General features: G+C 42.9%; 30 protein-coding genes. 22 read left to right on the forward strand and 8 right to left on the reverse strand.

What is annotated here, in order from left to right; all coding sequences use genetic code 11:
• The 12 genes from map to GVN20_RS25210 all read left to right on the forward strand — a co-directional run bounded on the left by map (position 1) and on the right by GVN20_RS25210 (position 8,699).
• Positions 1 to 795, forward strand: coding sequence for a type I methionyl aminopeptidase (gene map / locus GVN20_RS25155; protein ID WP_166561051.1), 795 nt, complete (start codon positions 1 to 3; stop codon positions 793 to 795).
• 22 nt (positions 796 to 817) lie between these two features.
• Complete coding sequence (gene infA / locus GVN20_RS25160; RefSeq protein ID WP_013927416.1) at positions 818 to 1,036, forward strand: translation initiation factor IF-1; 219 nt, start codon at positions 818 to 820, stop codon at positions 1,034 to 1,036.
• 106 nt (positions 1,037 to 1,142) lie between these two features.
• The gene (gene rpmJ, locus GVN20_RS25165; RefSeq protein ID WP_013927415.1) at positions 1,143 to 1,259 is read left to right on the forward strand and encodes a 50S ribosomal protein L36; all 117 of its coding nucleotides are present in this window, start codon (positions 1,143 to 1,145) and stop codon (positions 1,257 to 1,259) included.
• 9 nt (positions 1,260 to 1,268) lie between these two features.
• Positions 1,269 to 1,646, forward strand: a complete 378-nt coding sequence (gene rpsM, locus GVN20_RS25170) for a 30S ribosomal protein S13 (RefSeq protein WP_114463897.1) — start codon at positions 1,269 to 1,271, stop codon at positions 1,644 to 1,646.
• Positions 1,647 to 1,757: 111 nt separating this feature from the next.
• Positions 1,758 to 2,153, forward strand: coding sequence for a 30S ribosomal protein S11 (gene rpsK, locus GVN20_RS25175; protein ID WP_114068142.1), 396 nt, complete (start codon positions 1,758 to 1,760; stop codon positions 2,151 to 2,153).
• Positions 2,154 to 2,256: 103 nt separating this feature from the next.
• Complete coding sequence (gene rpsD, locus GVN20_RS25180) at positions 2,257 to 2,868, forward strand: 30S ribosomal protein S4 (RefSeq protein WP_166560990.1); 612 nt, start codon at positions 2,257 to 2,259, stop codon at positions 2,866 to 2,868.
• A gap of 130 nt (positions 2,869 to 2,998) precedes the next feature.
• Positions 2,999 to 3,988, forward strand: a complete 990-nt coding sequence (locus GVN20_RS25185) for a DNA-directed RNA polymerase subunit alpha (RefSeq protein ID WP_166560991.1) — start codon at positions 2,999 to 3,001, stop codon at positions 3,986 to 3,988.
• A gap of 137 nt (positions 3,989 to 4,125) precedes the next feature.
• Entirely contained in the window at positions 4,126 to 4,893 is a 768-nt protein-coding gene (gene rplQ / locus GVN20_RS25190; RefSeq protein WP_166560992.1) for a 50S ribosomal protein L17, read from the forward strand.
• 139 nt (positions 4,894 to 5,032) lie between these two features.
• The gene (gene carA, locus GVN20_RS25195) at positions 5,033 to 6,166 is read left to right on the forward strand and encodes a glutamine-hydrolyzing carbamoyl-phosphate synthase small subunit (RefSeq protein ID WP_409033849.1); all 1,134 of its coding nucleotides are present in this window, start codon (positions 5,033 to 5,035) and stop codon (positions 6,164 to 6,166) included.
• A gap of 155 nt (positions 6,167 to 6,321) precedes the next feature.
• Positions 6,322 to 7,260 (forward strand): bile acid:sodium symporter family protein, encoded by a 939-nt coding sequence (locus tag GVN20_RS25200; RefSeq protein WP_166560993.1) that lies wholly within the window; start codon positions 6,322 to 6,324, stop codon positions 7,258 to 7,260.
• 12 nt (positions 7,261 to 7,272) lie between these two features.
• Positions 7,273 to 8,040, forward strand: coding sequence for an SDR family NAD(P)-dependent oxidoreductase (locus tag GVN20_RS25205; protein ID WP_166560994.1), 768 nt, complete (start codon positions 7,273 to 7,275; stop codon positions 8,038 to 8,040).
• Between the two features lie 32 nt (positions 8,041 to 8,072).
• Positions 8,073 to 8,699, forward strand: coding sequence for a LysE family translocator (locus tag GVN20_RS25210; RefSeq protein WP_166560995.1), 627 nt, complete (start codon positions 8,073 to 8,075; stop codon positions 8,697 to 8,699).
• Between the two features lie 84 nt (positions 8,700 to 8,783).
• On the opposite strand, the gene GVN20_RS25215 is transcribed toward GVN20_RS25210, so the two are convergent.
• Positions 8,784 to 9,026, reverse strand: coding sequence for a type B 50S ribosomal protein L31 (locus tag GVN20_RS25215; RefSeq protein ID WP_013927405.1), 243 nt, complete (start codon positions 9,024 to 9,026; stop codon positions 8,784 to 8,786).
• 229 nt (positions 9,027 to 9,255) lie between these two features.
• Here GVN20_RS25215 and GVN20_RS25220 point away from each other — a divergent pair, with 229 nt between their 5' ends.
• Together GVN20_RS25220 and GVN20_RS25225 are read left to right on the forward strand one after the other, a co-directional pair.
• Positions 9,256 to 11,361 (forward strand): molybdopterin oxidoreductase family protein, encoded by a 2,106-nt coding sequence (locus GVN20_RS25220; RefSeq protein ID WP_166560996.1) that lies wholly within the window; start codon positions 9,256 to 9,258, stop codon positions 11,359 to 11,361.
• A 57-nt stretch (positions 11,362 to 11,418) separates the two neighbouring features.
• Positions 11,419 to 12,162 (forward strand): glycosyltransferase family 2 protein, encoded by a 744-nt coding sequence (locus GVN20_RS25225; protein WP_166560997.1) that lies wholly within the window; start codon positions 11,419 to 11,421, stop codon positions 12,160 to 12,162.
• 53 nt (positions 12,163 to 12,215) lie between these two features.
• On the opposite strand, the gene GVN20_RS25230 is transcribed toward GVN20_RS25225, so the two are convergent.
• A complete protein-coding gene (locus GVN20_RS25230; protein ID WP_166560998.1) occupies positions 12,216 to 12,857 on the reverse strand; it encodes a thioredoxin family protein in 642 nt (213 codons plus the stop codon).
• 44 nt (positions 12,858 to 12,901) lie between these two features.
• The gene (locus tag GVN20_RS25235) at positions 12,902 to 13,387 is read right to left on the reverse strand and encodes a TlpA disulfide reductase family protein (RefSeq protein WP_166560999.1); all 486 of its coding nucleotides are present in this window, start codon (positions 13,385 to 13,387) and stop codon (positions 12,902 to 12,904) included.
• A 156-nt stretch (positions 13,388 to 13,543) separates the two neighbouring features.
• Here GVN20_RS25235 and accC point away from each other — a divergent pair, with 156 nt between their 5' ends.
• On the forward strand, positions 13,544 to 15,043 hold the full coding sequence (accC, locus tag GVN20_RS25240) for an acetyl-CoA carboxylase biotin carboxylase subunit (RefSeq protein WP_166561000.1): 1,500 nt from the start codon (positions 13,544 to 13,546) through the stop codon (positions 15,041 to 15,043).
• A 68-nt stretch (positions 15,044 to 15,111) separates the two neighbouring features.
• Here accC and GVN20_RS25245 read toward each other — a convergent pair whose 3' ends face one another.
• The gene (locus GVN20_RS25245) at positions 15,112 to 15,525 is read right to left on the reverse strand and encodes a DoxX family protein (RefSeq protein ID WP_166561001.1); all 414 of its coding nucleotides are present in this window, start codon (positions 15,523 to 15,525) and stop codon (positions 15,112 to 15,114) included.
• A gap of 118 nt (positions 15,526 to 15,643) precedes the next feature.
• On the opposite strand from GVN20_RS25245, the gene GVN20_RS25250 reads away from it, so the two are divergent.
• From GVN20_RS25250 to GVN20_RS25270, 5 genes are all read left to right on the forward strand, one after another.
• On the forward strand, positions 15,644 to 16,024 hold the full coding sequence (locus tag GVN20_RS25250; RefSeq protein WP_166561002.1) for a hypothetical protein: 381 nt from the start codon (positions 15,644 to 15,646) through the stop codon (positions 16,022 to 16,024).
• 94 nt (positions 16,025 to 16,118) lie between these two features.
• Positions 16,119 to 18,413, forward strand: coding sequence for a TonB-dependent receptor (locus GVN20_RS25255; RefSeq protein WP_166561003.1), 2,295 nt, complete (start codon positions 16,119 to 16,121; stop codon positions 18,411 to 18,413).
• Positions 18,410 to 18,874 carry a thioredoxin family protein gene (locus GVN20_RS25260; RefSeq protein ID WP_166561004.1) on the forward strand — a complete coding sequence of 155 codons (465 nt, stop codon included), beginning with the start codon at positions 18,410 to 18,412 and terminating at the stop codon, positions 18,872 to 18,874. Before GVN20_RS25255 ends, GVN20_RS25260 begins: the two co-directional genes overlap by 4 nt.
• Positions 18,875 to 18,953: 79 nt before the next feature.
• Positions 18,954 to 19,352: a group III truncated hemoglobin gene (locus tag GVN20_RS25265; RefSeq protein WP_166561005.1), complete on the forward strand. Its 399-nt coding sequence runs from the start codon at positions 18,954 to 18,956 to the stop codon at positions 19,350 to 19,352.
• A gap of 165 nt (positions 19,353 to 19,517) precedes the next feature.
• Entirely contained in the window at positions 19,518 to 19,829 is a 312-nt protein-coding gene (locus tag GVN20_RS25270) for an isoamylase early set domain-containing protein (RefSeq protein WP_114070338.1), read from the forward strand.
• A 55-nt stretch (positions 19,830 to 19,884) separates the two neighbouring features.
• Here the strand turns inward: GVN20_RS25270 and GVN20_RS25275 are convergent, their stop codons facing one another.
• Positions 19,885 to 20,304, reverse strand: coding sequence for a hotdog fold thioesterase (locus GVN20_RS25275; RefSeq protein ID WP_166561006.1), 420 nt, complete (start codon positions 20,302 to 20,304; stop codon positions 19,885 to 19,887).
• Positions 20,305 to 20,443: 139 nt separating this feature from the next.
• On the opposite strand from GVN20_RS25275, the gene GVN20_RS25280 reads away from it, so the two are divergent.
• Positions 20,444 to 21,079, forward strand: a complete 636-nt coding sequence (locus tag GVN20_RS25280) for a histidine phosphatase family protein (RefSeq protein WP_166561007.1) — start codon at positions 20,444 to 20,446, stop codon at positions 21,077 to 21,079.
• A gap of 2 nt (positions 21,080 to 21,081) precedes the next feature.
• The gene (gene pyrF / locus GVN20_RS25285; protein WP_166561008.1) at positions 21,082 to 21,981 is read left to right on the forward strand and encodes an orotidine-5'-phosphate decarboxylase; all 900 of its coding nucleotides are present in this window, start codon (positions 21,082 to 21,084) and stop codon (positions 21,979 to 21,981) included.
• Positions 21,982 to 21,997: 16 nt separating this feature from the next.
• Here pyrF and GVN20_RS25290 read toward each other — a convergent pair whose 3' ends face one another.
• From GVN20_RS25290 to GVN20_RS25300, 3 genes are read right to left on the reverse strand one after another with little or no spacing between them, the layout of a single operon-like run.
• A complete protein-coding gene (locus GVN20_RS25290; protein WP_166561009.1) occupies positions 21,998 to 22,594 on the reverse strand; it encodes a pseudouridine synthase in 597 nt (198 codons plus the stop codon).
• Entirely contained in the window at positions 22,591 to 23,064 is a 474-nt protein-coding gene (locus GVN20_RS25295) for an RES family NAD+ phosphorylase (protein WP_166561010.1), read from the reverse strand. Before GVN20_RS25295 ends, GVN20_RS25290 begins: the two co-directional genes overlap by 4 nt.
• Positions 23,065 to 23,066: 2 nt before the next feature.
• Positions 23,067 to 23,453 carry an antitoxin Xre-like helix-turn-helix domain-containing protein gene (locus tag GVN20_RS25300; protein WP_166561053.1) on the reverse strand — a complete coding sequence of 129 codons (387 nt, stop codon included), beginning with the start codon at positions 23,451 to 23,453 and terminating at the stop codon, positions 23,067 to 23,069.
• Between the last annotated feature and the right edge of the window lie 84 nt (positions 23,454 to 23,537).

Here is a 23,537-nt window from a genome sequence, read left to right on the forward strand (position 1 = left end):
ATGATTTTTCTTAAATCAGAAGAAGAAGTTTTACTGATTAAAGAAAGTGCTCAAGTTTTGGGAAAAGCCCATGCCGAAGTGGCAAAATGGATAAAGCCTGGTATTACCACTAAGCAATTAGATAAAGTCGCTGAAGAGTTTATAAAAGACCATAAAGGTCAGCCTTCTTTCAAAGGGTATAATGGTTTTCCAGCATCACTCTGTATCTCACTAAATGATATTGTGGTACATGGTTTTCCAAGCCAATATCAATTGCGAGAAGGAGATGTAATCTCTATAGATTGTGGAGTTAAGTTAAATGGATTTCATAGTGACAGTGCATATACCTACCCAGTAGGAAATATAAGTTATGAAGTTATGAACCTTCTAAAGCGCACTAAACAGTCACTGTATTTAGGGATTGAGCAGGCAGTAGAAGGTAAAAGAGTAGGTGACATTGGCTATGTAATTCAATCATACGTTGAAAAATTTGGCTACGGTGTTGTTCGAGAGTTGGTTGGTCATGGTGTAGGCCGTAATTTACATGAAAGTCCTGAAGTACCAAATTATGGGAAACGAGGACAAGGACCTAAGTTACGGGAAGGAATTGTGATTGCGATTGAACCAATGATTACGTTAGGAAAAAGATCCGTTGTTCAGGAAAAAGACGGTTGGACTATCCGGACCACAGACCGAAAACCTGCTGCACATTTTGAGCACACTGTGTTGGTTCGTAAAGGCAAAGCAGAAATTTTAACGACGTTTAAGTACATAGAAGAAGTAACTGAGAATACGACGTTAATGGTAAGCATCTAATTCACTTACCGAAAAGCAGTATATGGCAAAACAAGGACTCATCGAAGTTGACGGAATTATAGTAGAAGCGCTCTCTAACGCTATGTTTCGAGTACAGCTGGAGAATAAACATGAGGTAATTGCTCATATCTCTGGTAAAATGCGAATGAACTACATTAAAATTTTGCAGGGTGACAGAGTTAAACTCGAAATGTCGCCTTACGACTTGTCAAAGGCTCGGATTATTTACCGATATAAATAGTAGTAACTTGATTGTAGATTGTAGGTTAAAATAGGATAAAGGAGTTTAGTAGAATGAATTCCCGTCATGAGAGGCCGAAATCTTAAATCCAAAATCACATACAACAATGAAAGTAAAAGCGTCTATTAAAAAGCGCAGTGCTGATTGTAAAGTTATTCGCCGAAAAGGTAAACTTTACGTTATCAATAAGAAAAATCCCAAGTACAAACAAAGACAAGGATAATTATAAGATATGGCACGTATTGCAGGTGTTGACATTCCAGACAAAAAACGCGGAGAAATCTCGTTGACTTACATCTACGGGATAGGCCGTAGCTCTGCTCGTAAAATTTTGGAGAAAGCTGGAATCAATTTTGACAAAAAAGTATCTGAATGGTCTGACGAAGAGTCCAATGCTGTTCGTGGAATCATTAACGGTGAATTTAATACCGAAGGTGCACTTCGTTCAGAAGTACAGCTAAGTATCAAACGGTTGATGGATATCGGTTGTTATCGTGGCTTGCGTCACCGTAAAGGATTACCTGTACGTGGCCAAAGAACAAAAAATAATAGCCGTACTCGTAAAGGTAAGCGTAAGACTGTAGCCAACAAGAAAAAAGCTACTAAGTAGTAAGTAAAGTTATCCGTTATCTGTTTGTTAATGTGTGAACATCTGTAACAGATAACCATTAACAAACGGCTTTCCGAAGCGATAACAACTAACGATTAACATTACAAAAAAATGGCTCAAAATAAGCGTAAAGATAAAGCTAAAAAGCGCGTTGTACAGGTGGAGCAGGTGGGTCAAGTTCACATTAGAGCTTCATTTAACAACATCATTATTTCGGTTACCAACATGTCTGGACAAGTGATTTCTTGGGCATCAGCTGGTAAAATGGGGTTCAAAGGCTCTAAGAAAAACACTCCTTATGCCGCTCAAACTGCCGCTCAAAGCTGTGCTCAAGTTGCCTACGACCTTGGCATGCGTAAAGCAGAAGTCTTTGTAAAAGGCCCGGGTTCAGGTCGTGAATCAGCCATCCGTACCGTACAGAATGTCGGTATTGAGGTTACTACGATCAAAGATATTACTCCGCTGCCACACAATGGTTGCCGTCCCCCCAAACGTAGAAGAGTTTAATTTTTAAGTTTTTATAAGGCCGTAAGGACAATCCGCAATTTGGACACTGGGGTTGCAGGATTGTTCCTACGGTAATTTTTGTGTTTAAATAAATCAAATTCAAATGGCACGTTATACAGGTCCAAAGTCCAAAATTTCGCGTCGTTTTGGTGAGCCCATCATGGGTCCCAGCAAGGCGCTGAATAAGAAAAACTATCCTCCCGGCCAACATGGTCGCGGACGTCGCAGCAAGAAGTCTGAATATGCACTTCAATTGCAAGAAAAACAAAAGGTAAAATATACCTACGGAATATTGGAACGCCAATTCCGTAATTTATTTCACCGTGCAGCTGTTCGTGAAGGTATTACTGGGGTAAACCTTTTAAAACTTTGCGAAGCCCGTCTTGATAACACCGTTTATCGTTTAGGGATTGCGCCTACTCGCCGTGCGGCTCGTCAATTAGTAAGCCACAAGCACATTACAATTGACGGAGAAGTAGTGAATGTTCCATCATTCTCATTGCGTCCTGGGCAAATCGTTGGTGTTCGTGAGAAATCAAAATCTCTTGAAGCAATCACCGAAAGCTTGGCGGCACGTACAGCTACTGCAAAACGTTTCAATTGGCTTGAATGGGATAGCAGTTTGTTGGTTGGAAAGTTTGTTCAGTATCCAGAACGTGATCAGATTCCTGAGAACGTGAACGAGCAAGCAATCGTCGAATTGTACTCTAAATAGTCTTAAATCATTACAAAACCCATTTGATGTGGTGTTTCCATATCAGGGGTTTTGTTTTTGTGTGTTTGGTAAAACATACTTTTTTGCGGTTAATTACCGCCCTTCGGACTCTAAAAAAACTGCTAATCCTATGTCTATTTTAGCATTCCAAATGCCCGACAAAGTCGTAATGGAAAAAGCCGACGACTTTCACGGGTTGTTTGAGTTCAAGCCACTGGAGAAAGGTTTCGGTGTAACCATCGGTAATGCGTTGCGTCGTATCCTACTTTCGTCGTTGGAAGGCTATGCCATCACCAGCGTCAGATTTCCCAGTGTGCTCCACGAATTCTCTTCGATTGAAGGAGTTGTGGAAGATGTTACCGAAATCGTGCTGAACCTCAAAATGGTTCGCTTTAAAAAGGTTTCGGAAATGGTTGATAACAAAATCACAGTAAGCGTTAAAAATCAATCGGTAGTGACTGCTGGCGACATCGCCAAGTTTACGTCATCGTTCCAGGTTTTAAACCCTGATTTAGTTATTTGCCATATTGACGACCAGATGACATTTGAGATGGAAATCTTGATTGAAAAAGGTCGTGGTTATGTACCAGCTGATGAACCGCGTAATCAGGAGTTGCCAATCGGCCATATCCCTATTGATGCGATTTACACACCTATCAAAAATGTTAAGTACAGCGTTGAAAACACGCGCGTTGAGCAGAAAACTGACTACGAAAAATTGTTAATTGAAGTGACAACTGATGGGTCAATTCACCCAGAAGAAGCACTGAAAGGCGCAGCTTACATTTTGATTCAGCACTTTATGTTGTTCTCAGATCAAACTATGACGTTTGAGACTCAGAAAAACGACGAAGTAAGCGAGGTTGATGAAGAAATGTTGCGTATGCGTAAACTTCTGAAAACGCCTCTTGCTGACCTTGATTTGTCAGTTAGAGCTTACAACTGTCTCAAATCAGCTGATATCAAGACCTTGGGTGACCTTGTGAAACTTGAAGTAGCTGATATGATGAAGTTCCGTAATTTCGGTAAAAAATCACTTACAGAATTGGAACAACTTGTCGCTGAGAAAAATCTGACATTCGGTATGGACGTTGTGAAGTACCGCTTGGATGAGGACTAAGTAATTATTGGGCTTCGAAAGCTGATTTAGCAATAAATCACCGCCTTTCGAAGCCCAAACTTTAAGTAAATTGTTTCACCGGTTAGTATTCTGAAGCGCGTGAACCGCCGCTCGAAGCTAATCACAAACTCAAACCAATGAGACACGGTAAGAAAGACAATCATTTAGGACGTACCTCCTCACACCGCAGCGCTTTGTTGCGTAACATGGCGGCGTCTTTGATTTTACACAAACGCATTCAGACAACATTGGCAAAAGCAAAAGAACTGAAAAAGTACATTGAGCCAATTTTGACCCGTGCAAAAGAAGATAATACGCACAACCGTCGTATTGTGTTCTCTTACATTCCTGAGAAGGATGTAGTGAAAGAACTTTTCAGTACTGTAGCTGACAAAATCGCTGACCGTCCGGGTGGTTACACTCGTATTATCAAACTGGGTACCCGTCAAGGTGATGCCGCTGAAGTTTGTTTGATGGAATTGGTTGATTTCAACGAAACATTATTGACTGCTGCCGAAGAAAAAGCAACAAAAACACGTCGTAGCCGCCGCGGTGGTAAGAAAAGTGCTGATGCTGAGACCTCGGCCGTAGAAGTGAAAGAAGTAAAAGCAACTCCAGTTATTGAAGAAGCTCCAGTAGCAGAAGCTGAAACTTCAAGCGCTGATGATTTGGAAGTTGTAGAGGGAATTGGACCGAAAATCGCCGAAGCTCTTGCAGATGCAGGTGTAACGACTTTTGCTCAATTGGCAGACATGACTCCTGAAGCAATTCAGGAAATTGTATCGGCAGCTGGCATCGGTTCAAAAAGCCCCGCAACATGGCCTCAGCAAGCTGCCCTTGCACGTGATGGCAAATTTGATGAATTGAAAGCTTGGCAAGATGAATTGAACGGTGGCCAAGAATAACTTTTCTCATATATACTTTAATAAAATGAAGAAAAGTTAAAATATAGAAGGGGTTAAACGAAAGTTTAGCCCCTTTTTTTTGAAATTTGCAAAATCAAATTAAAGTTGGCATGAAGAGGGGGAAAAAATAAGCTCTTTTATGACAACCGTAACCATACAATACCAATATAAAATGGGTTCTCAACAACCGGCACTCTTACTTCTTGAAGACGGAACAGCACTGAAAGGTTTAGCTCTCGGTAAAATCGGTACCATGGGTGGTGAAATATGTTTCAACACTGGTATGACGGGTTATCAGGAAATCTATACTGATCCATCTTACTATGGTCAAATTGTAGTTAATACAAATGCGCACATCGGCAATTATGGTGTACAATTAGAAAGTGAGGAAGAATCCAGCTCAATCAAAATAAGCGGGATGGTCTGTAATTCATTTTCGCAGATTTATTCTCGGAAAACAGCCGACTTATCGCTTCAATCATACTTCGAAAAAGCCAATATCGTTGGCATAAGCGAAGTGGATACCCGCCAGTTAGTACGTCATGTGCGACAAAAAGGAGTTATGAATGCGATTATTTCGTCCGAAATACTCGATGAGAAAAAATTAATGGAACACTTGAAAGAGGTTCCGAGCATGGATGGATTGGAGCTGTCGTCGTTGGTGAGTACGACCGAGCCCTATTTTATGGGCGATGAATCAACGGCTCAGTATCGTATAGCGGTGATGGATTATGGGGTAAAAAAAAGCATTTTGTTGAATTTAACCCAACGGGGATGTTTTTGTAAAGTGTTTCCTGCTAAAACCTCTTTTGAAGAGGTTATGGCATGGAATCCAGATGGATTTTTTATCTCAAATGGCCCCGGTGATCCTTCGGCAATGCCTTATGCAGTGAAGACCGTTCAACAGTTTTTGGACACCAATAAACCCCTTTTCGGTATCTGTTTAGGGCATCAAATTTTGGGTTTAGCCAGTGGAATTTCTACTTTTAAAATGCACCATGGTCACCGGGGGTTAAATCACCCTGTGAAAAACTTCCAAACAGGTCTGTGTGAAATAACCTCACAAAACCATGGTTTTGCGGTGAGCCCTGATGAAATCGAGGCGCATCCTGATGTAGAAGTAACCCACATCAATCTTAATGACAAAACCATAGAAGGAATTAAAAGAAAAGATAAGCCAGCATTTTCGGTGCAATATCACCCCGAAGCTTCGCCAGGCCCTCATGATTCACGTTATCTTTTCGATGATTTTGTAAAATTGTTTGAAGCATAAAAAAATATAAATAGTTAAATTCAAAAAGCTTCTTGCCAATGGCAGGAAGCTTTTTGAATTTAAAAGGGGCTTTATAGCCGACTGGCAGTAATTCAGGCTTTGCTTTTGCTTTTGTAGGTGCATTTATGCTTTTAAACCTCTGACTATCTTAACGAATGAAAAGTTACCTGTATACGCTATCCATTATAGTGGCTGCAACACTGGCCATGATTTTTCCAGAATACTTCACCCAAGTCGGAGACTTTCAACTAAAAACACTCATTGTGCCTTTGCTCCAAATCATTATGTTTGGCATGGGTACAACCATGAGTCCTAAAGATTTTGAAGCCGTTGTAAAATCACCAAAAAGTGTAGTTATCGGACTAATTTGTCAGTTTACGATCATGCCACTCATTGGGTACACCTTAGCGACAAGTTTTAATTTCCCCCCTGAAATTGCCGCGGGCGTAATTCTGATAGGATGTTCACCCAGTGGCTTGGCCTCTAATGTAATGGCTTATATTGCCAAAGCTAACGTAGCATTGTCGCTTACCATTACTTCATGTGCGACTTTGTTGGCTCCTATTTTGACTCCATTGTTGATGAAATTATTGGGAGGCGCATTTATTGAAGTTGATTTCTTCAAAATGATGGTTGAAATTCTGAAAATTATCATATTACCCATTGGCGTGGGATTGATAGTCAATAAAGTGTTTAGAAATCAAGCTGCGTTTTTAAATAAGTACATGCCGCTGGTTTCTATGGCTGGTATTGCTCTGATTATTTGCATCATTACGGCAGCAGGGCGCGAAAGTTTACTCAAAGTAGGGGGGGTATTGATTATCTGTACCTTAATCCATAATATAAGTGGCTATTTGTTGGGCTATTGGAGCGCACGAGTTTTAAAACTTCCCGAGCAGGATTGCCGCACCGTGGCGATTGAGGTAGGATTGCAAAATGGTGGATTAGCATCAGGCATTGCGTTACAAATGGGAAAAGTAGCTACCGTCGGCCTTGCGCCCGCACTTTTTGGCCCCATTATGAATATCACAGGCTCATTATTGGCGAGTTGGTGGAGTAAAAAGCCCACCATTGATTCATCTCAAAATAAATAAGTACAACGATTAATGTTACAATTTAAAACTCAAGTTGCCATCGTAACTGGCGCAGGGCAAGGCATTGGACTGGAGATTGCGCGACAATTGGCGGAGCAGGGGGCGGCGGTTTTGCTCAATGATTTGGATGAAGAACTAGCCGAGAAAGCTGCTGGATTTATTAAAAAGTCGGGAGGAGAGTGCGTTGCTTACAGTGGCAATGCCGCAGATGTAGATTTTGTGCAGGCCATGGTGAATGAAGCTGTACGCGCGTTTGGAAAACTTACGATAATTGTTGCGAATGCGGGTATCACTACCTTCGGGGACTTTTTTGAATACACGCCCGAATCTTTACAAAAACTGTTAGATTTAAACCTCCGGGGTAGTTTCTTCTTAACACAGGCTGCGGCGCGACAAATGCGCGCACAAGGAGAAGGAGGACGCATTTTGTTGATGTCGTCGGTAACGGGCCATCAAGCGCACCAATTTCTGGCAGCTTATGGCATGACAAAAGCGGCGCTCGAAATGTTAGCTAAAAGTTTAGTTGTTGAACTTTCCCCTTACGGTATTACCATTAACGCCGTCGCTCCTGGAGCTACCATGACCGAACGCACCGCTGAAGACCCCGAGTATGAAAAAACTTGGGGACGCATAACGCCAATCGGTCGGCCCGCCAAAGTGCAGGATATTGCAAATGCGGCGTTGTTTTTGGTTTCACCTCTAGCGGGGCATATAACGGGGCAATCGCTCGTGGTGGACGGAGGATGGACGGCCGTGAGCCCGTCGCCTTATGAAAGTTGAAACCACCGTAGGACATTGTGCGTTAAGGATGCATGGAAAAAGCTCTTCTTATCCTTCTGACCACGGCAGGAATTAGTTTTGTAGGTTCGCTTCAATTAGGCCCCGTAAATCTTACGGTGATACATACGGTCTTGAAACGTCGCTTAAAGGCTGGATTACTGGTTGCGCTGGGAGGGTGTGTGCCCGAATTGATTTATTCCGCCGCCGCCGTATGGGCTGGAATGTGGTTGGAAAAACACCCCGATATTTGGCGACTGCTTGAATGGGCTTCTATTCCGATACTCGTTGCGATAGGAATTGTACTTCTTCGGAGCGGTGGCCAAACCATGAATAAAGCGGAATCGTCTACGGTGCAGTCGGATGTATTAAAAGGCTTCTCTTTAGCGATTTTGAACCCTCAGCTCTTTCCGTATTGGCTGTTTATACTGGTGCAATTTCAAGGGTATGAACAACTAAAAGTTCATCTACCAAGTGAGCAGATTGCCTTTGTGATGGGAGCAGTTTTAGGGGCGGTAGGCTTATTGTTTGGAGTCGCCTATTTAACCAGCCGATACCGGGAAAAATTGCTTGGGAAGTTGGGAAGAATTAACCTTAATCAATTACTGGGTTGGATATTTTTAGGAATGGCAGGTTTGCAGTTTTTTAAACTTATCCACTGAAAAAACAAAAAAGCGATAAACTGCCTGAGGCAACTTACCGCTTTTTTATTTCGATTTCCAATTAAATCAGGAAATGACGGATGATTACTTCTTTCCGTATTTCTTGAAGAATTTATCAACACGACCTGTTGTGTCAATCAAAGTGTTTTTGCCAGTATAGAATGGATGAGATTCTGAACTAACTTCGACTTTGTAAACAGGATAGTTTTTGCCTTCGAAATCAATGGTTTCTTTGGTAGGAGCGCAAGAACGCGTGATGAATTTGTGATCGCTCGACAAATCCCAAAAAACTACCTCTCTGTAATCTGGATGAATGCCCTTTTTCATTTCTGTATCAACTATTTATGATGTTACTGTGCTTTTTCTAAAACGGGACGCAAAGATAGTAACTTTTTGAAAATCAAAAAAGTATCTAAAAAAAGAAGTTAGAAAGTGGAAGTAGAAAGAAAAAGTAAAGTGTTCATTTACAGTGTGTTGTCGCTTTATTGTTTTTCGCCTAAAAAACACACAATCAGCATTCAGAAAATTGATAAATTGCATCAAACAAATTAAAAACATGACGAATCCTAGTATTCATTACCGCGCGTGCAATTTATGCGAAGCTATTTGTGGATTAGAGATTGCTTACTCAGGCGCTGAAGTTTTGGCCATCAACGGGGATAAAAACGATCCGTTTAGCAAAGGTCATATTTGTCCTAAAGCATTGGCATTAAAGGATATATATGAAGACACTAACCGACTTAAATTGCCATTAAAGCGTACCGAAACAGGGTGGGAAACAATAAGTTGGACGGAAGCTTTTGATGATATAGCGGCCAAACTAAAAGCAATTCAGGTGCGTGATGGCGATAACGCTGTTGCTATGTATGCCGGCAATCCGTCGGTCCATAATTCGGGGACATTCCTCTCTGGAACGGGGTTGATGCGGGCATTAAAGACCCAAAATATATATTCTGCTACTTCTGTAGACCAGCTGCCTCATCATTTTGCGGCTTGGCAAATGTTCGGGCATCCCTTTCTGTTGCCTATTCCCGACATTGACCGTACTGATTTTTGGCTTATTATGGGCGCTAATCCCATTGCTTCTAATGGAAGTCTAATGACGGTTCCCGATGTGGCTAACCGACTAAAAGCCATCCAACAACGGGGTGGAAAAGTGGTAGTGATTGACCCGCGTTTTACCGAAACTGCCGCCAAAGCCGATGCCCATCATTTTATTCGCCCAGGTACAGATGTGTTTTTACTGTTGGCGATGTTGCAGGTTGTTTTTGATGAAGGCTTAGACAAAACACCCTCCTTTGTCACGGGATTGGATGAGTTAAGGGCACTGGTGGCTGAATTTTTACCAGAAAAAGTAGAAGTGCAAACGGGCATCGCGGCTGATTCTATTCGAAACTTAACCCGGGCGTTTGCAAATGCTCCTTCAGCCGTTGTGTATGGACGCGTCGGGCTTTCAATGCAAGCATTTGGTGGGGCATGTCAATGGCTCTTAAATGCATTGAATGTAGTGACTGGCAATATTGACCGGGCTGGTACAGCCATGTTTACTCACCCTGCCGTTGATATATTGGCCAATACTAAAGGAGTTTATAATAAGTACAATCGTCATCGCAGCCGAGTTCGGGGTTTACCCGAATTCATGGGTGAGCTTCCTGTATCCGTGCTTGCAGAAGAAATACTAACCGAAGGGCAGGGCCAAATAAAAGCACTAATTACCAGTTGTGGCAATCCAATCCTGTCAACACCCAATGGTCGGCAATTGGATAAAGCACTTGAACGACTGGAATTCATGGTCGCGATTGATATTTATATTAATGAAACCACCCGCCATGCAGATTATATTTTACCACCCGCTACAGGCTTAGAGGTGGCACATTACGATTTGACATTCAACGCCTTGGCCGTTCGAAACGTTACACGTTTTTCGGAGCCCTTGTTTCCCAAAGCAGAAAATGGAAAATACGATTGGGAAATTTTTCAAGAATTATCGGCGCGGCTTTCAGAAGAAATTGGGGCCGTTCCTCAAGACCCGCACGTAAAAGTTGACTTGGGCCTGCGTTTTGGTGGGTATAATTTAAGCTTAGAACAGCTCCGTCAACATCCTCATGGATTGGATTTGGGACCGTTACGGCCTGATTTACCAAATCGGTTATTGACGCAGGATAAAAAAATACATCTTGCTCCCGAGCTATTGGTAAAAGATATGAGCCGTATCAGGAAGGTTTGGCAAGAAAGTAAGATAAATACGCACTTTGACTTGTTATTGACCAATCGTCGGCATTTACGTGATAACAACTCCTGGCTGCACAACTCGCATCGACTGGTAAAGGGCCGCAATCGGTGTACATTAATGATACATCCCGACGATGCTAGGCAACGTACTATTTCTGAGATGGATAGTGTAAAAATCAGTTCACGGGTAGGGGAGGTGACGGTTCCTGTCGAAATTACGGAGAAGGTAATGAAAGGCACCGTGAGTCTGCCTCACGGATACGGCCATGGGCGAGAGGGCGTCCAACTTTCGGTAGCGCAAACGCACGCAGGAGTGAGTGTCAACGACTTGACGGATGACTTGGTCATTGATGAATTGACTGGCAATGCGGTTTTTGTGGGAGTGCCTGTCCGAGTGGAAGTTTTGGAAGGGATTGGAAATACTGTTTGATAAGACTAATTTTGCCGCTGTGCAGTTCATAAAACGTTGAATTGCGGAATCTGATTTATGTATAAAAACAAAAAAGTGATTGTTGTAATGCCTGCGTACAAGGCAGCGCTTACGCTCGAAAAAACGTATCTTGAAATACCTTTTGATTTGGTCGATGAGGTGATTTTGGTGGATGATGCCAGTCCAGACAACACTGCTGAAGTGGCAGAGCGGCTTGGGATTAAACACGTCATTCGCCATGATAAAAATAAAGGTTATGGGGGCAACCAAAAAACCTGCTATTCTAAAGCACTTGAACTTGGGGGCGATATCGTTATCATGCTTCATCCTGATTATCAGTACACTCCCTTGCTACTTACGGCCATGATTTCAATCATTGGTAATGATCTTTACCAAGTAGTATTTGGGTCAAGAATTTTGGGGAAAGGTGCGCTCAAAGGAGGAATGCCGATGTATAAATACATTGCTAATCGGTTTTTGACGCTTGCGCAAAATATTCTAATGAATCAAAAATTGTCGGAATACCACACGGGGTATCGTGCATTTTCTGGCGAAGTACTGCGAAATGTTCCTTTTAATAAGTGCGATGATGATTTTGTCTTTGACAACGAAATGATTGCCCAAGTTTTCTGGAAAGGTTACGAAATTGCAGAAGTGACGTGTCCGACCAAGTATTTTGATGAAGCCTCTTCCATTAATTTTCAACGAAGTATGAAATATGGGTTAGGGGTTTTGAGAGTCTCTGGCCGTTATTGTTTGGCCAAGTTGGGCCTTTGGAAGTGGAGTTTACTGGAAGCCTAAAATAAAAGGACCAACAAACGTTGGTCCTTTTATTTTAGATGGTATCCGAAAATTTAAGCGTCTTTCCACCCAATGGCGCAGCCAACGGCTTTTGTTTGGGTTACAACTACTGGCTTGCCCATCAGAATATTAGAGACGGCATCTTCCACGTATCTTTTGGTTACTCCAGCGGGATCTTGATAATTGTCGTCGATGGTTCCGATGTACTGTACCGTAAATTTACCACCATCGTTCCGTAGTATAAACACGTGAGGAGTACGGGTAGCGCCGAATGCTTTCGCGACCCCCTGTGTTTCGTCTTGTAAATAAGGAAATGTAAACCCTTTTTCCTGAGCGCGTTTTTTCATGTTGTCAAAGGAATTTTCTTCGTAATCGCCAGCATCGTTAGAGTTGATGGCTAATACCGGAAAGCCCTGCGCGGCGTATTTTTTATCCAGTCCGATGATACGCTCTTCATAGGCCTTCGAAAAAGGACAATGATTGCTAGTAAACACCACAATTACGCCTTTTTTATCTTTGTAATTGGATAAAGAAACAACGTTGCCGTCTACGTTTTTAAGCTTGAAGTCGGCCACGGTTCCACCTATCGGATAGCCCGCAGGCGGGGTTTGAGTGCTCTCTTTTCGGAGTGCAGCGCTGACCAAAGTACCTAAGGTCAGGGTTATGATAAATGGTACCCAAAATTTCTTTTTCATATTAGTTATATTAACTGCTGTTTTGACCCTATTCGATTAAAAAGTCACAGAAAATCAGATAGTTCCTTCACCAAACGGTCATAGTCTAATTTTTGTTCAAAAAAGACTTTTTTCTTTTTTTGATTGTTGACAATCAACGTTGCCGGAATCGCCCCCGACCATTCGGTGCTGATTTTATCAATCCAATTGTTGGCGTCGGGTTCATTCAATAACCAAACTTTTCCAGTGAGTTGATGTTGACTTACAAACGGAATTACCCGCGCCGTTAAATCCTTTGCAAAATCCATGCTAACCATGATTACTTTGACATTCCGGTCTTTGTAATTTTTTTGAACCTCTTCAAAGTGCGGCAATTCTGCCACGCAGGGTTTGCACCACGTTGCCCAGAAGTTGACAATGTATGTTGTATCAGACGACTGTGACAAAATGTTTTGGATTTCTTTCCATTTCACAACCGATACCTCCTGAGCCTGAACGAGTTGATGCCCAAAAAATAGCCAGGCGCCCAACAATCTAATGCTTTTTATCATTAGCCTATAGTGATTTACCAATATAAATTTAACTCATTTAACGATAAGTTGTAACTTTCGGTGCTTTTAAAAGCACAAAAGTTATTCATTGATTTAAGTAGGTTGTGTGTTTCTGGGCAACAGCCGATTTGAATTTATATAATCTAATGATTTCCAATGCCTTCTATAAAAAAAATCCTCGTTGCCAACCGTGGTGAAATTGCGTTGCGTGTGATGCGCACCGCCCGTGAAATGGGCATCAAAACAGTAGCCGTATATAGCGAGCCTGACCGTACGGCCTTGCATGTCAGATACGCCGATGAGTCGGTGTGTATTGGTCCGGCAGCCTCCTCAGAATCTTATTTGCGAGGCGACAAAATCATTGAGGTGTGTAAGCAGTTAGGAGTCGACGCAATTCATCCGGGATACGGATTTTTGTCGGAAAATGCCCGCTTTTCGCAGATGGTAAAAGACGCAGGGCTCATTTTTATTGGCCCGTCGGCGGAGAGCATTGAGATTATGGGTGATAAATTATCGGCCAAACGAACTGTGGCAAAGTATAATATTCCGATGGTGCCCGGCACGCCCGATGCGGTTGAAGACCGCGCTGAGGCTAAATTAATTGCGAATCAAATTGGTTATCCTGTCTTGATTAAGGCCAGTGCTGGTGGTGGTGGAAAAGGGATGCGGATTGTTGAAAATGAAGAAGAGTTTGATGAACAAATGGAGCGTGCCGTTAGTGAGGCGATTTCCTCGTTTGGCGATGGTGCCGTTTTTGTCGAAAAATACGTCGCATCGCCTCGTCACGTAGAAATTCAAGTGTTGGGGGACCAACACGGAAACATCATTCATTTATTTGAGCGTGAATGCTCGGTACAGCGCCGGCACCAGAAAGTGGTGGAAGAAGCACCTTCGTCCTGCCTGACGCCCGAAATCCGGGAAGCCATGGGTAAATGCGCTGTTGACGTGGCACGTTCGTGCGGGTATTATGGTGCTGGAACGGTAGAATTTATTGTCGACGAAAAACTCAATTTCTATTTTTTGGAAATGAATACCCGTTTGCAGGTAGAACACCCCGTGTCGGAGATGATTACGGGCGTAGACTTGGTGCGGCAAATGATTTATATCGCGGAAGGAAAGGCCTTGGAAATCAAACAAGAAGATCTGAAAATCAACGGCCACGCGATGGAAGTACGCGTGTATGCCGAAGACCCGACCAACAATTTTTTGCCAGATGTAGGCACTTTACATACCTACGTTCGTCCGCAGGGTAATGGTGTCCGAGTAGATGATGGGTTTGAGCAAGGCATGGCTATTCCGATTTACTACGACCCAATGATTGCAAAATTGATAACGTATGCGGCTACGCGTCAGGAGTCTATTGATAAGATGGTAAGGGCCATCGATGAGTACGAAATCACGGGCGTACAAACGACTTTGGGCTTCTGCCGATTTGTGATGTTACACGAAGCATTTACTTCGGGTCAATTTGATACTCATTTTGTGAAGCACTATTTTACCCCAGATGTACTCAAAAAAGGCATCGATGAAGAGGAGGCCCAAATTGCGGCAGCGTTGGTGGGGTATTTGATGGAGCAGGCAAAGAAGCCAGCTAGTGGCAGCACGGGAGCGGCAGTACCCGTTAAAAGTAAGTGGAAAGCCAACCGAATGAACTAACCGTAAAAGTATAGTACATTTTATACGCCGCTAAAGACCGAAAAATTGGGCACTTTAGCGGTGTATTCTTAAAAGGCGTACAAAACAAACCCCGCCATTGTCATCAGAAAGTAAGGTACTAATGCCGCTGCTCCTGCATAATCCTGTGCTACTCGTTGTCCAAAAAACAAACATACCAACGATAACCCTCCTAAGCCCATGCCCGTAGCTGCAACACTGTTGCCCGCGTCGTGTCCAAGTAGCAGTAAAAGTAAGCCAACCAATGAGGTGACACCCGCCGATGTTTCGAGCAGGGTAATGACGGGCATCAGTAAACCAACGGTAGAAGCAAGGGGCGATTTTTTGAAATGGTCTTTAAAATAATCCAGATTTCCTTGATAATGAAAGACTTTGTCCAAGCCTGACTGGGTGAATAGAATTCCGTTAAACGCCGCAAAAAAGAGTTTAGAAAGTAGTAATACAGAAAATCCAAAAAGTTCCATAGAAATTAATGTTGTAAGGGTGAGACGCGTGTAAATTTCGCGGTTTTTGGCAATTATTTTGTCGATTTAAACTTTTTATCAAATAACGTAGTTAAATTTACGAAATAACACCATCTCCATGCTCTTCAGTCAGCGCATACGAAAAACAATCGCCAATGGCATCTTGGTGCTTTTTGCCCTGATGCTCCTGAATGGCATTGTATTCCGGCACGCGCACAAACTGTCGAGCGGGAAAATAATTACCCACGCCCACCCTTACAAACCGTCCAATCCTAATACTCCTTTTCAGCCCAACGATCACACCAGCAATGAGATTTTTTTGCTGGAGACGGTCACCAATGCGGTGTTTGTGGGATTGACCTTAACGGTAGCTTTGGCAAGCGTCAAAATTGGTCAGATTGTTTTTTCCCAAAATCATTCCTTCTACTTATTAACGGCTTATCGTAAGCCATTCTTTGGCAATTTCTCTCATCGAGGCCCGCCTGCTCATCAGTGTTAATAATTTCATTTCTTTAATGGATTTCCATGTCAAAACCTGCAATATGGGCTTGATGTGAATGTATTGCATCATTATTTATTTACACTGATTCTCAATGAATAAACTATATGTATTGCTGGCATTTTTGCTGGTACAACTTTCTACGTATGCCCAAACAGGAAGTATAAGGGGTACGGTGACCGTAAAAGGAAAACCGCTTGAGTTTGCTACGGCAGCCCTCAAGGGTACACAATATGGTACTACCACCAATGAATTAGGGGTTTTTGAACTTAAAAATGTAAAGTACGGAACGTATCAGTTGGTTATATCGTCTATCGGATACCGCAACATCACCAAGTCGGTGACGATTTCGGAAGCGAAGTTTTTTCAGGAGCTTACTCTTCAAACCGAAGAATTGGAAAATTCGCTCAGTGAGGTGGTGGTTACAGGGACCATGAAAGAAGTATCAAAGCTAGACAGTCCTGTTCCCGTTGAAATTTACACCCCTGTTTTTTTTAAGCGAAACCCAGTGCCAAACCTCTTTGAATCACTGCAAAACATCAACGGTATTCGCCCCCAGCTAAACTGTAATGTTTGCAACACTGGCGACATTCACATCAATGGCTTGGAAGGCCCTTACACCATGATTATGATTGACGGAATGCCCATCGTTTCGGGCTTGTCGACGGTGTATGGTTTGAGCGGAATTCCGAGTGCGCTTATTGAGCGGGTAGAAATCGTAAAAGGCCCTGCATCAACGCTGTATGGCTCCGAAGCGGTAGGTGGTTTGATAAATGTTATTACTAAAAAACCATCTTCTGCTCCTTTGGTGTCGGCTGATGTAATGGGAACTTCATGGTCTGAGTTTAATACTGATTTGGGGGTTAAATACCGAGTAGGTGAAAAAGTTCAATCATTGTTTGGTCTAAACTACTTTAATTTTCAGCAACCAACCGATAAAAACGGCGACGGATTTACGGATATTACCCTTCAAAACCGTATTTCATTATTCAATAAATTTAGTGTTGAACGTAAAGATAATCGTTTGTTTACGGTAGGTGCCCGCTACGTGTACGAAGACCGTTGGGGAGGTCAAACTCAATGGACCCCCAAATACCGAGGAAGTAATGAAGTATACGGTGAAACGATTCAAACCAAACGATGGGAGGTGATAGGAGCGTATCAATTGCCTATCAAAGAGAAAATCACGTTTCAATTTTCGGCCAACGGCCACAATCAGGATTCATATTACGGCACGACTCCCTTTAACGCGCTGCAAACGATTGCTTTCGGACAGTTGACGTGGGATAAGAAAGCGGGAGAAAATCACGATTTGCTAATTGGAACGGCCCTTCGCTACACACATTACGACGATAATACCCCTGCCACTGCTATTGATGGTCGGAATGCGCCTTCTGTTGTGAAACTACCTGGAATATTTGCTCAAGATGAAATTTCACTGAATGCCAATAACAAATTGTTGTTGGGACTTCGCTATGACTACAACTCCATTCACGGAAGTATTCTGACGCCCCGTTTAAACTACAAATGGACCTCCACGGACAAGCGAAATGTATTGCGGGCGAGTTTTGGCAATGGCTACCGCGTAGCCAACGTATTTACCGAAGACCACGCTGCCCTGACAGGAGCGCGGCAGGTGGTATTTACGGAAGAATTGAAGCCCGAACGCTCGTGGAACGGTAACGTGAATTACGTTCGCAAATTCTTCCTGACAAACGGAAGCTTTATTGGCTTGGACGCCACGGCCTTTTATACTTATTTCAACAATCGTATTATTCCCGACTACTTAACCGACCCCAACAAAATCATTTACAGCAATTTAGCGGGTAACGCCGTGTCGCGCGGGATTTCGCTAAATGTGGATTTTTCTTTTGCTAACGGCCTGAAAGCCATGGCGGGCGCTACGGCTATGGATGTATTCCAACGAGAGGATGACGGAAGTGGGGAGTTGGTAAAAATGACGCAATTGCTGACGGAGAAATTTACGGGTGTGTGGTCTGTTTCGTACTCTTTCCAGCGCATCGGTTTGTCGATTGATTATACTGGAAATCTCTATGGCCCGATGAAATTACCCGTCTTAGGGCCGATGGACCCGCGCCCAGCGTATTCTCCTTGGTGGAGCTTACAGAATATTCAAGTGACCAAGAAATTTAACAACGGGCTAGAAATTTATGGAGGTGTAAAAAATCTGCTGAACTTTACCCCGCTGCGCGATGCCATTGCCCGGGCTTTTGACCCTTTTGATAAACAGGTGACTTTTGGTGCCGACGGGCAGGTGATTCCGACGCCCAATAACCCCAATGCGTTAACGTTTGACCCCACGTACGTATATGCACCCAACCAAGGCATTCGTACATTTTTGGGAATTAGATATAATTTATTCAAATGAAAAAAGGCATTCTCATCTTGATTTTCGCTTGGTTTGGGCTTTATACCACTCAGGTAGAAGCCCAAACCCTGCAATGGACGTCATTTGAGAATCTAAATGACAGCCTGCGGAAAGAGCGCCGTCCTTTGCTGATTTTTATCCATACAGATTGGTGTAAGTATTGCAAAATGATGGAGTTGAAAACATTTACCGAACCCGAGCTTGTGAAGGTGTTAAACGCTCAATTTTACTGTTTAGACCTTAATGCCGAAGATACCCGTACGATTCTGTTTTTAAATAAAAAGTATAAATTTAAACCCACGGGCGTCAATACTGGCGTGCATGAATTGGCAGAACTACTCGGAACCGACAAAGGCCGGTTAACGTATCCTACGACGGTTTTCTTTGATCAACATCTGCAATTGCAAAATAGAATGGTAGGAGCCCTGGAAGCCAAACAGTTGCAGCAGCTTTTTGAATGACTAGGCATTTTTACATGATTTTTGTCATTACATTCAACCAAGTCCGGCACCTATCTTGCCGGACATTTGTTTTTATACCATGCCAAAACTATTAGAAACCCGTGAAGATGTAGAGCTGATGGTTAATCAGTTTTACCAAAAAATTCGTCAGGATGCTGAGCTTGGGTATATTTTTGAGGAGGTTGCACACATAGATTGGGAGCTGCATCTTCCCAAAATGTATGATTTTTGGGAAGGAATTTTGCTGGGAACGGCCAATTATATGGGTCGACCTATGCCCCCTCATTTTCGCCTTACCACTAAGTATACACTTACGCCCGAGCACTTCGACCGTTGGCTTCATTTGTTTTTTGAAAATGTGGACGCGTTGTTTGAAGGTGATATTGCTGCCGAAGCCAAGTACCGTGCTTACAGTATAGCAACAATTATGAACCAACGGGTTCAGCAGGTAAATGCGCAGATTTCGGAAGAAAATTGATTTTGAAGGGGTTAGATAAAATGGTTTTTTTGGGGTTAATTGTAATGATGAAGTTTTTAAATGTACTTTTAGAAGAATATTGGTAGGTAACTAATTGGTATTCATTGACTTTAATTGTATTTATTTTATACCTTTGTGCTGCAAACCAAAACCAACAAAAACACTATGGCTATTGCAAAGCAATTTTTGAAAAGCAAACCTGTCTGCAAAGTAACGTTCTCTCTGTCTGCTGATGTAGTGGCAGATGCTAAAGATGTAGCAGTAGTAGGCGAGTTTAATGACTGGGCTGCCGAAGCCGCTACTAAATTGAAGAAACAGAAAGATGGTTCATATAAAGCAACGCTCGAATTGGAAGCCGGAAAAGAATATGCTTTCCGTTATTTAATCGACGGCGCTACCTGGACCAACGACGAAGCCGCTGATAAATATATCCCAAGCGGAGTATCTTACGAAGAGAACTCAGTAATCGTTCTGTAAGAAAAAACACAGCCAAAACGCCTCTTTCTACCTTTAGAGAGAGGCGTTTTTTGTTTCATAGGTTGATAATGGCCATTGTTAAACGGCTGATACAAACCAGTTTGTTTTCTTCGTTCGTAATTCGGATTTCCCAGACGTGCGTCGTTCGACCGATGTGAAGAGGGGTAGATTTTCCGTATACCCACCCACTTTTTACCGCTCTAATATGATTGGCATTAATGTCAAGCCCTACGGCTTGCTGCTTGGTGGTGTCGGGCAAGAGCAGGAATGACGAGAGGCTACCGAGGGTTTCGGCCAACACAACAGATGCCCCCCCGTGCAATATACCAAACGGTTGATGCGTACGGTGGTCAACGGGCATTCGCGCCACGAGATAATCCTCGCCGATTTCAAGGTATTCGATGCCTAAATGGTCGCCAATGGTGTTTTTGTTCCATTGCTGAAGTTGTACGAGCGCAATATTTTTGTTGAACATCAGGAAAAGGGGTATTTTTGTAAACAGAATTTAAGTCGGGGGCGGGTCGTTTGATTTTAGAAAGTTGACTAACATTTTCTTTCTTCACAAAACTACAAAGAACCGTCAAACATACATTAAACTTAAAATTACCCACAAATTGTCTTCAAAAACTATTTATTTGATTCGCCACGGCGAAACAGATTATAATCGTCGCGGCGTAGTACAAGGAAGCGGCATTGATGCCCATCTTAACGAACTTGGTGAAGCACAAGCAAAAGCGTTTTTTGAGGTATATCATGACATCAAATTTGATAAAGTATACACGTCAAAGTTGATCAGGACGGTACAAAGTGTACGCGGTTTTTTGGATAAGGGGCTGCCGCATGAGGCGTATGAGGGACTGAATGAGATTAGTTGGGGAATTAGAGAGGGGCGTACGCCCAACAGCATGGACAATGACTATTATCGTTGGCTGGTGACTAGTTGGCAGCAAGGAAAAACCGATTTGCAGGCCGAAGGAGGAGAAAGCCCCGAAGATGTTCAAAAAAGGCAGTTGCCAGTCATTGACTTGATTCTAGCCCGCCCCGAAGAGAAAACGGTGCTGGTGGCCATGCACGGCCGGGCAATGAGGGTACTTTTAGCCACTATTTTTAATCGACCTTTGCACTTAATGGATGAGTTTCTGCACACTAATTTGGGCTTATATCTGTTGCATTACGATTACAATTCAAAAAGTTTTTCCCTCCAAAAAGAAAACGATATTGCTCATTTACAATCTCTCGAAACCCTCTAATCATGAATCGTACCCAACTGATTGAACAGATAAAACGAAAAAAATCATTCCTCTGTGTTGGCCTTGACCCTGATTTAAAAAAACTCCCCAAGCATATTCTCCGTGAGCCAGATGCCATTTTTGAGTTTAACAAACGACTCATTGACGCCACCGCCCCTTATGCCGTAGCTTATAAACCCAACATTGCTTTTTATGAAGCCCTCGGCCCACGCGGTTGGAATAGTTTGCAGCGGACTTTAGGGTACATACCCAAGGATTGTTTTACCATTGCTGATGCCAAGCGGGGTGACATTGGCAATACATCTTCTCTCTACGCTCAGGCTTTTTTTGATAAAGGTTCTTCGGGAATGTCGTTTGACAGCATTACGGTAGCTCCTTACATGGGGCGCGATTCGGTCATTCCATTTTTAGAATTTAAAGATAAATGGGTGATTTTGTTGGCCTTAACTTCCAACGAAGGCAGCGCTGATTTTCAAACCATGATGATGAACCCCAAGCTCTCTCGCAATGATGACGATGATTTTGGGCTTTCCAACAGTCAGGTGGTGCTGGATAATGAAAACGAATATTTGTTTGAGCGGGTCGTTCGGGTATCTCAACAGTGGGGGGGCAATGACCGCCTTATGTATGTTGTGGGGGCCACGCAGGCACCCATGCTGCAGCAAATCCGTAAGCTCGCGCCCGAGCATTTTTTGCTTATTCCAGGCGTAGGTGCGCAAGGGGGCAGCTTAGAAGAAGTATGTAAATACGGCATGACCAAAGAATGTGGATTGTTGGTCAATGCTTCTCGGAGCATTATTTACGCGTCTTCAGGGATTGATTTTGCCCAAAAGGCGGGCGAGGAGGCAAAACGAATGCAGCAGGAAATGGAGCAGCAATTACAAGCGTTTAAGATAATATAAGATAAGAGAATGGTTGTTATCTGTTGATTTTTAGTTTTTTAAATAGCCATTCCTTCTCTATTTCAACTACTTCGGCAGGTTGAATTGTGCCTAGTTTAATATTTTCAATGGCCCAACGGACCAAGCGGAGTGTGGGAAATCCCACGGCTGCGGTCATGCGCCTCACTTGGCGGTTTTTTCCTTCATGAAGGGTAAGTGCTATCCAACTTGTCGGAATATTTTGGCGGACTCTAATCGGGGGAATGCGCTGTGGTAAAGGTGGTTCATTGACCAATAATTCTACCTTTGCGGGAAGCGTTTGGTGGGGCTTGCCATCTATCGAAATTTTTACCCCTTTTTGAAGTTCTTCAAGAGCGGTGTCTGTAATTTGTCCGTCTACCTGCACAAAGTAAGTCCGCTGATGTTTGAATTTTGGATTTAGCAGACGATTGTTGAGAAAAGTGTCGTTGGTTAACAAAAGCAGTCCTTCACTATCGGCATCTAACCGGCCGACGGGGTATACATCTTTGGAAAAATCAAAAGATAAATCTGCCAAAGTAGCCTTGTCGCCTTCTCGCGAAAACTGCGACATCATGCCAAAAGGCTTGTAAATGAGAAAATAACGGTATTTCATTTAAAAAGACGGCTATCGAAGGAGAATGGGACAATTTCTACAACTTTTGCTTCTTTCATGCGGGGATGATTTGGATTGATAAGGTAGTTGAAGGACATTGGTACAATAACAGAAGGTAATGCGATCGTTAAATGCGTTTGTTGGGCAAACCAATTCTCCGTAAATTGTTGAGTAGCGGCTGATATATGAACATCGGCCCAGTTTTCAGGTAATAGTTCAGTATTCACCTGAAAAATAGAGTCTGACGGGATTTCGATTGTTGCCAAAACGTGCTTAGGTAAGTCATCAAGGTAGATTTCTTCAATATGCACTAACGTTTCTAAAAGAGCTAATTCTGGAGAAGCAGAAGTGTAAACAACGGCATTGCCAATGGTGTTCCAACGACCCCCAAACAGTTCTGCGCCATATCCCGATAAAATGTTTTCAATGGAAGAAAACCTCGCTTTCTGAAGACGAAATACATGAATCATTGTTAGATATACACGCTGTGTTCAATGCGTCCTAAGGCAGTTTCAACGATTTTCATACCAGTTATTGTATTGAGTAGGGCAAGTGGGGCTTCACCATACATAGTGCGCAGGGGTCGTCGCATCCAACGCTTAAACTTTTCCCGTTCTTCAAACACTTCTTCTCCGTATTGAAGTAATTTCTTTAACTGCAAAAGTCGGTCAGAGGCACTTACATCAAGGCGTGCTTCCTCTTTATATCGGTGATAGGTACGTTCCGAAAGGTTAAGGATTCGGGCCATTTCACGGTCGGTCAGGCCATAAACTTCTGCCAACGCATCGGCGTCGTCTTTGGTGAGACCTTCGCGGGTTTTTTGGATGAGCAAAAAAGGATCATCGAAGGTCAGCAGCATGAAGGTTGATTTTCTTGATGGCGCTATCATGATAGTGTGCTATTTGACACAAATATAAGTGACATTTGGCGTATAGTCAAATTT

The sequence above is a fragment of the Runella sp. CRIBMP genome, assembly GCF_009905605.1.
Taxonomy (GTDB): domain Bacteria; phylum Bacteroidota; class Bacteroidia; order Cytophagales; family Spirosomataceae; genus Runella.

What these genes read in the sequence shown, in the direction of transcription:
- map (WP_166561051.1), top strand. Translation starts at nt 1, where the DNA reads ATGATTTTTCTTAAATCAGAAGAAGAAGTTTTACTGATTAAAGAAAGT.
- infA (WP_013927416.1), top strand. Translation starts at nt 818, where the DNA reads ATGGCAAAACAAGGACTCATCGAAGTTGACGGAATTATAGTAGAAGCG.
- rpmJ (WP_013927415.1), top strand. Translation starts at nt 1,143, where the DNA reads ATGAAAGTAAAAGCGTCTATTAAAAAGCGCAGTGCTGATTGTAAAGTT.
- rpsM (WP_114463897.1), top strand. Translation starts at nt 1,269, where the DNA reads ATGGCACGTATTGCAGGTGTTGACATTCCAGACAAAAAACGCGGAGAA.
- rpsK (WP_114068142.1), top strand. Translation starts at nt 1,758, where the DNA reads ATGGCTCAAAATAAGCGTAAAGATAAAGCTAAAAAGCGCGTTGTACAG.
- rpsD (WP_166560990.1), top strand. Translation starts at nt 2,257, where the DNA reads ATGGCACGTTATACAGGTCCAAAGTCCAAAATTTCGCGTCGTTTTGGT.
- GVN20_RS25185 (WP_166560991.1), top strand. Translation starts at nt 2,999, where the DNA reads ATGTCTATTTTAGCATTCCAAATGCCCGACAAAGTCGTAATGGAAAAA.
- rplQ (WP_166560992.1), top strand. Translation starts at nt 4,126, where the DNA reads ATGAGACACGGTAAGAAAGACAATCATTTAGGACGTACCTCCTCACAC.
- carA (WP_409033849.1), top strand. Translation starts at nt 5,033, where the DNA reads ATGACAACCGTAACCATACAATACCAATATAAAATGGGTTCTCAACAA.
- GVN20_RS25200 (WP_166560993.1), top strand. Translation starts at nt 6,322, where the DNA reads ATGAAAAGTTACCTGTATACGCTATCCATTATAGTGGCTGCAACACTG.
- GVN20_RS25205 (WP_166560994.1), top strand. Translation starts at nt 7,273, where the DNA reads ATGTTACAATTTAAAACTCAAGTTGCCATCGTAACTGGCGCAGGGCAA.
- GVN20_RS25210 (WP_166560995.1), top strand. Translation starts at nt 8,073, where the DNA reads ATGGAAAAAGCTCTTCTTATCCTTCTGACCACGGCAGGAATTAGTTTT.
- GVN20_RS25215 (WP_013927405.1), bottom strand. Translation starts at nt 9,026, where the DNA reads ATGAAAAAGGGCATTCATCCAGATTACAGAGAGGTAGTTTTTTGGGAT.
- GVN20_RS25220 (WP_166560996.1), top strand. Translation starts at nt 9,256, where the DNA reads ATGACGAATCCTAGTATTCATTACCGCGCGTGCAATTTATGCGAAGCT.
- GVN20_RS25225 (WP_166560997.1), top strand. Translation starts at nt 11,419, where the DNA reads ATGTATAAAAACAAAAAAGTGATTGTTGTAATGCCTGCGTACAAGGCA.
- GVN20_RS25230 (WP_166560998.1), bottom strand. Translation starts at nt 12,857, where the DNA reads ATGAAAAAGAAATTTTGGGTACCATTTATCATAACCCTGACCTTAGGT.
- GVN20_RS25235 (WP_166560999.1), bottom strand. Translation starts at nt 13,387, where the DNA reads ATGATAAAAAGCATTAGATTGTTGGGCGCCTGGCTATTTTTTGGGCAT.
- accC (WP_166561000.1), top strand. Translation starts at nt 13,544, where the DNA reads ATGCCTTCTATAAAAAAAATCCTCGTTGCCAACCGTGGTGAAATTGCG.
- GVN20_RS25245 (WP_166561001.1), bottom strand. Translation starts at nt 15,525, where the DNA reads ATGGAACTTTTTGGATTTTCTGTATTACTACTTTCTAAACTCTTTTTT.
- GVN20_RS25250 (WP_166561002.1), top strand. Translation starts at nt 15,644, where the DNA reads ATGCTCTTCAGTCAGCGCATACGAAAAACAATCGCCAATGGCATCTTG.
- GVN20_RS25255 (WP_166561003.1), top strand. Translation starts at nt 16,119, where the DNA reads ATGAATAAACTATATGTATTGCTGGCATTTTTGCTGGTACAACTTTCT.
- GVN20_RS25260 (WP_166561004.1), top strand. Translation starts at nt 18,410, where the DNA reads ATGAAAAAAGGCATTCTCATCTTGATTTTCGCTTGGTTTGGGCTTTAT.
- GVN20_RS25265 (WP_166561005.1), top strand. Translation starts at nt 18,954, where the DNA reads ATGCCAAAACTATTAGAAACCCGTGAAGATGTAGAGCTGATGGTTAAT.
- GVN20_RS25270 (WP_114070338.1), top strand. Translation starts at nt 19,518, where the DNA reads ATGGCTATTGCAAAGCAATTTTTGAAAAGCAAACCTGTCTGCAAAGTA.
- GVN20_RS25275 (WP_166561006.1), bottom strand. Translation starts at nt 20,304, where the DNA reads ATGTTCAACAAAAATATTGCGCTCGTACAACTTCAGCAATGGAACAAA.
- pyrF (WP_166561008.1), top strand. Translation starts at nt 21,082, where the DNA reads ATGAATCGTACCCAACTGATTGAACAGATAAAACGAAAAAAATCATTC.
- GVN20_RS25290 (WP_166561009.1), bottom strand. Translation starts at nt 22,594, where the DNA reads ATGAAATACCGTTATTTTCTCATTTACAAGCCTTTTGGCATGATGTCG.
- GVN20_RS25295 (WP_166561010.1), bottom strand. Translation starts at nt 23,064, where the DNA reads ATGATTCATGTATTTCGTCTTCAGAAAGCGAGGTTTTCTTCCATTGAA.
- GVN20_RS25300 (WP_166561053.1), bottom strand. Translation starts at nt 23,453, where the DNA reads ATGCTGCTGACCTTCGATGATCCTTTTTTGCTCATCCAAAAAACCCGC.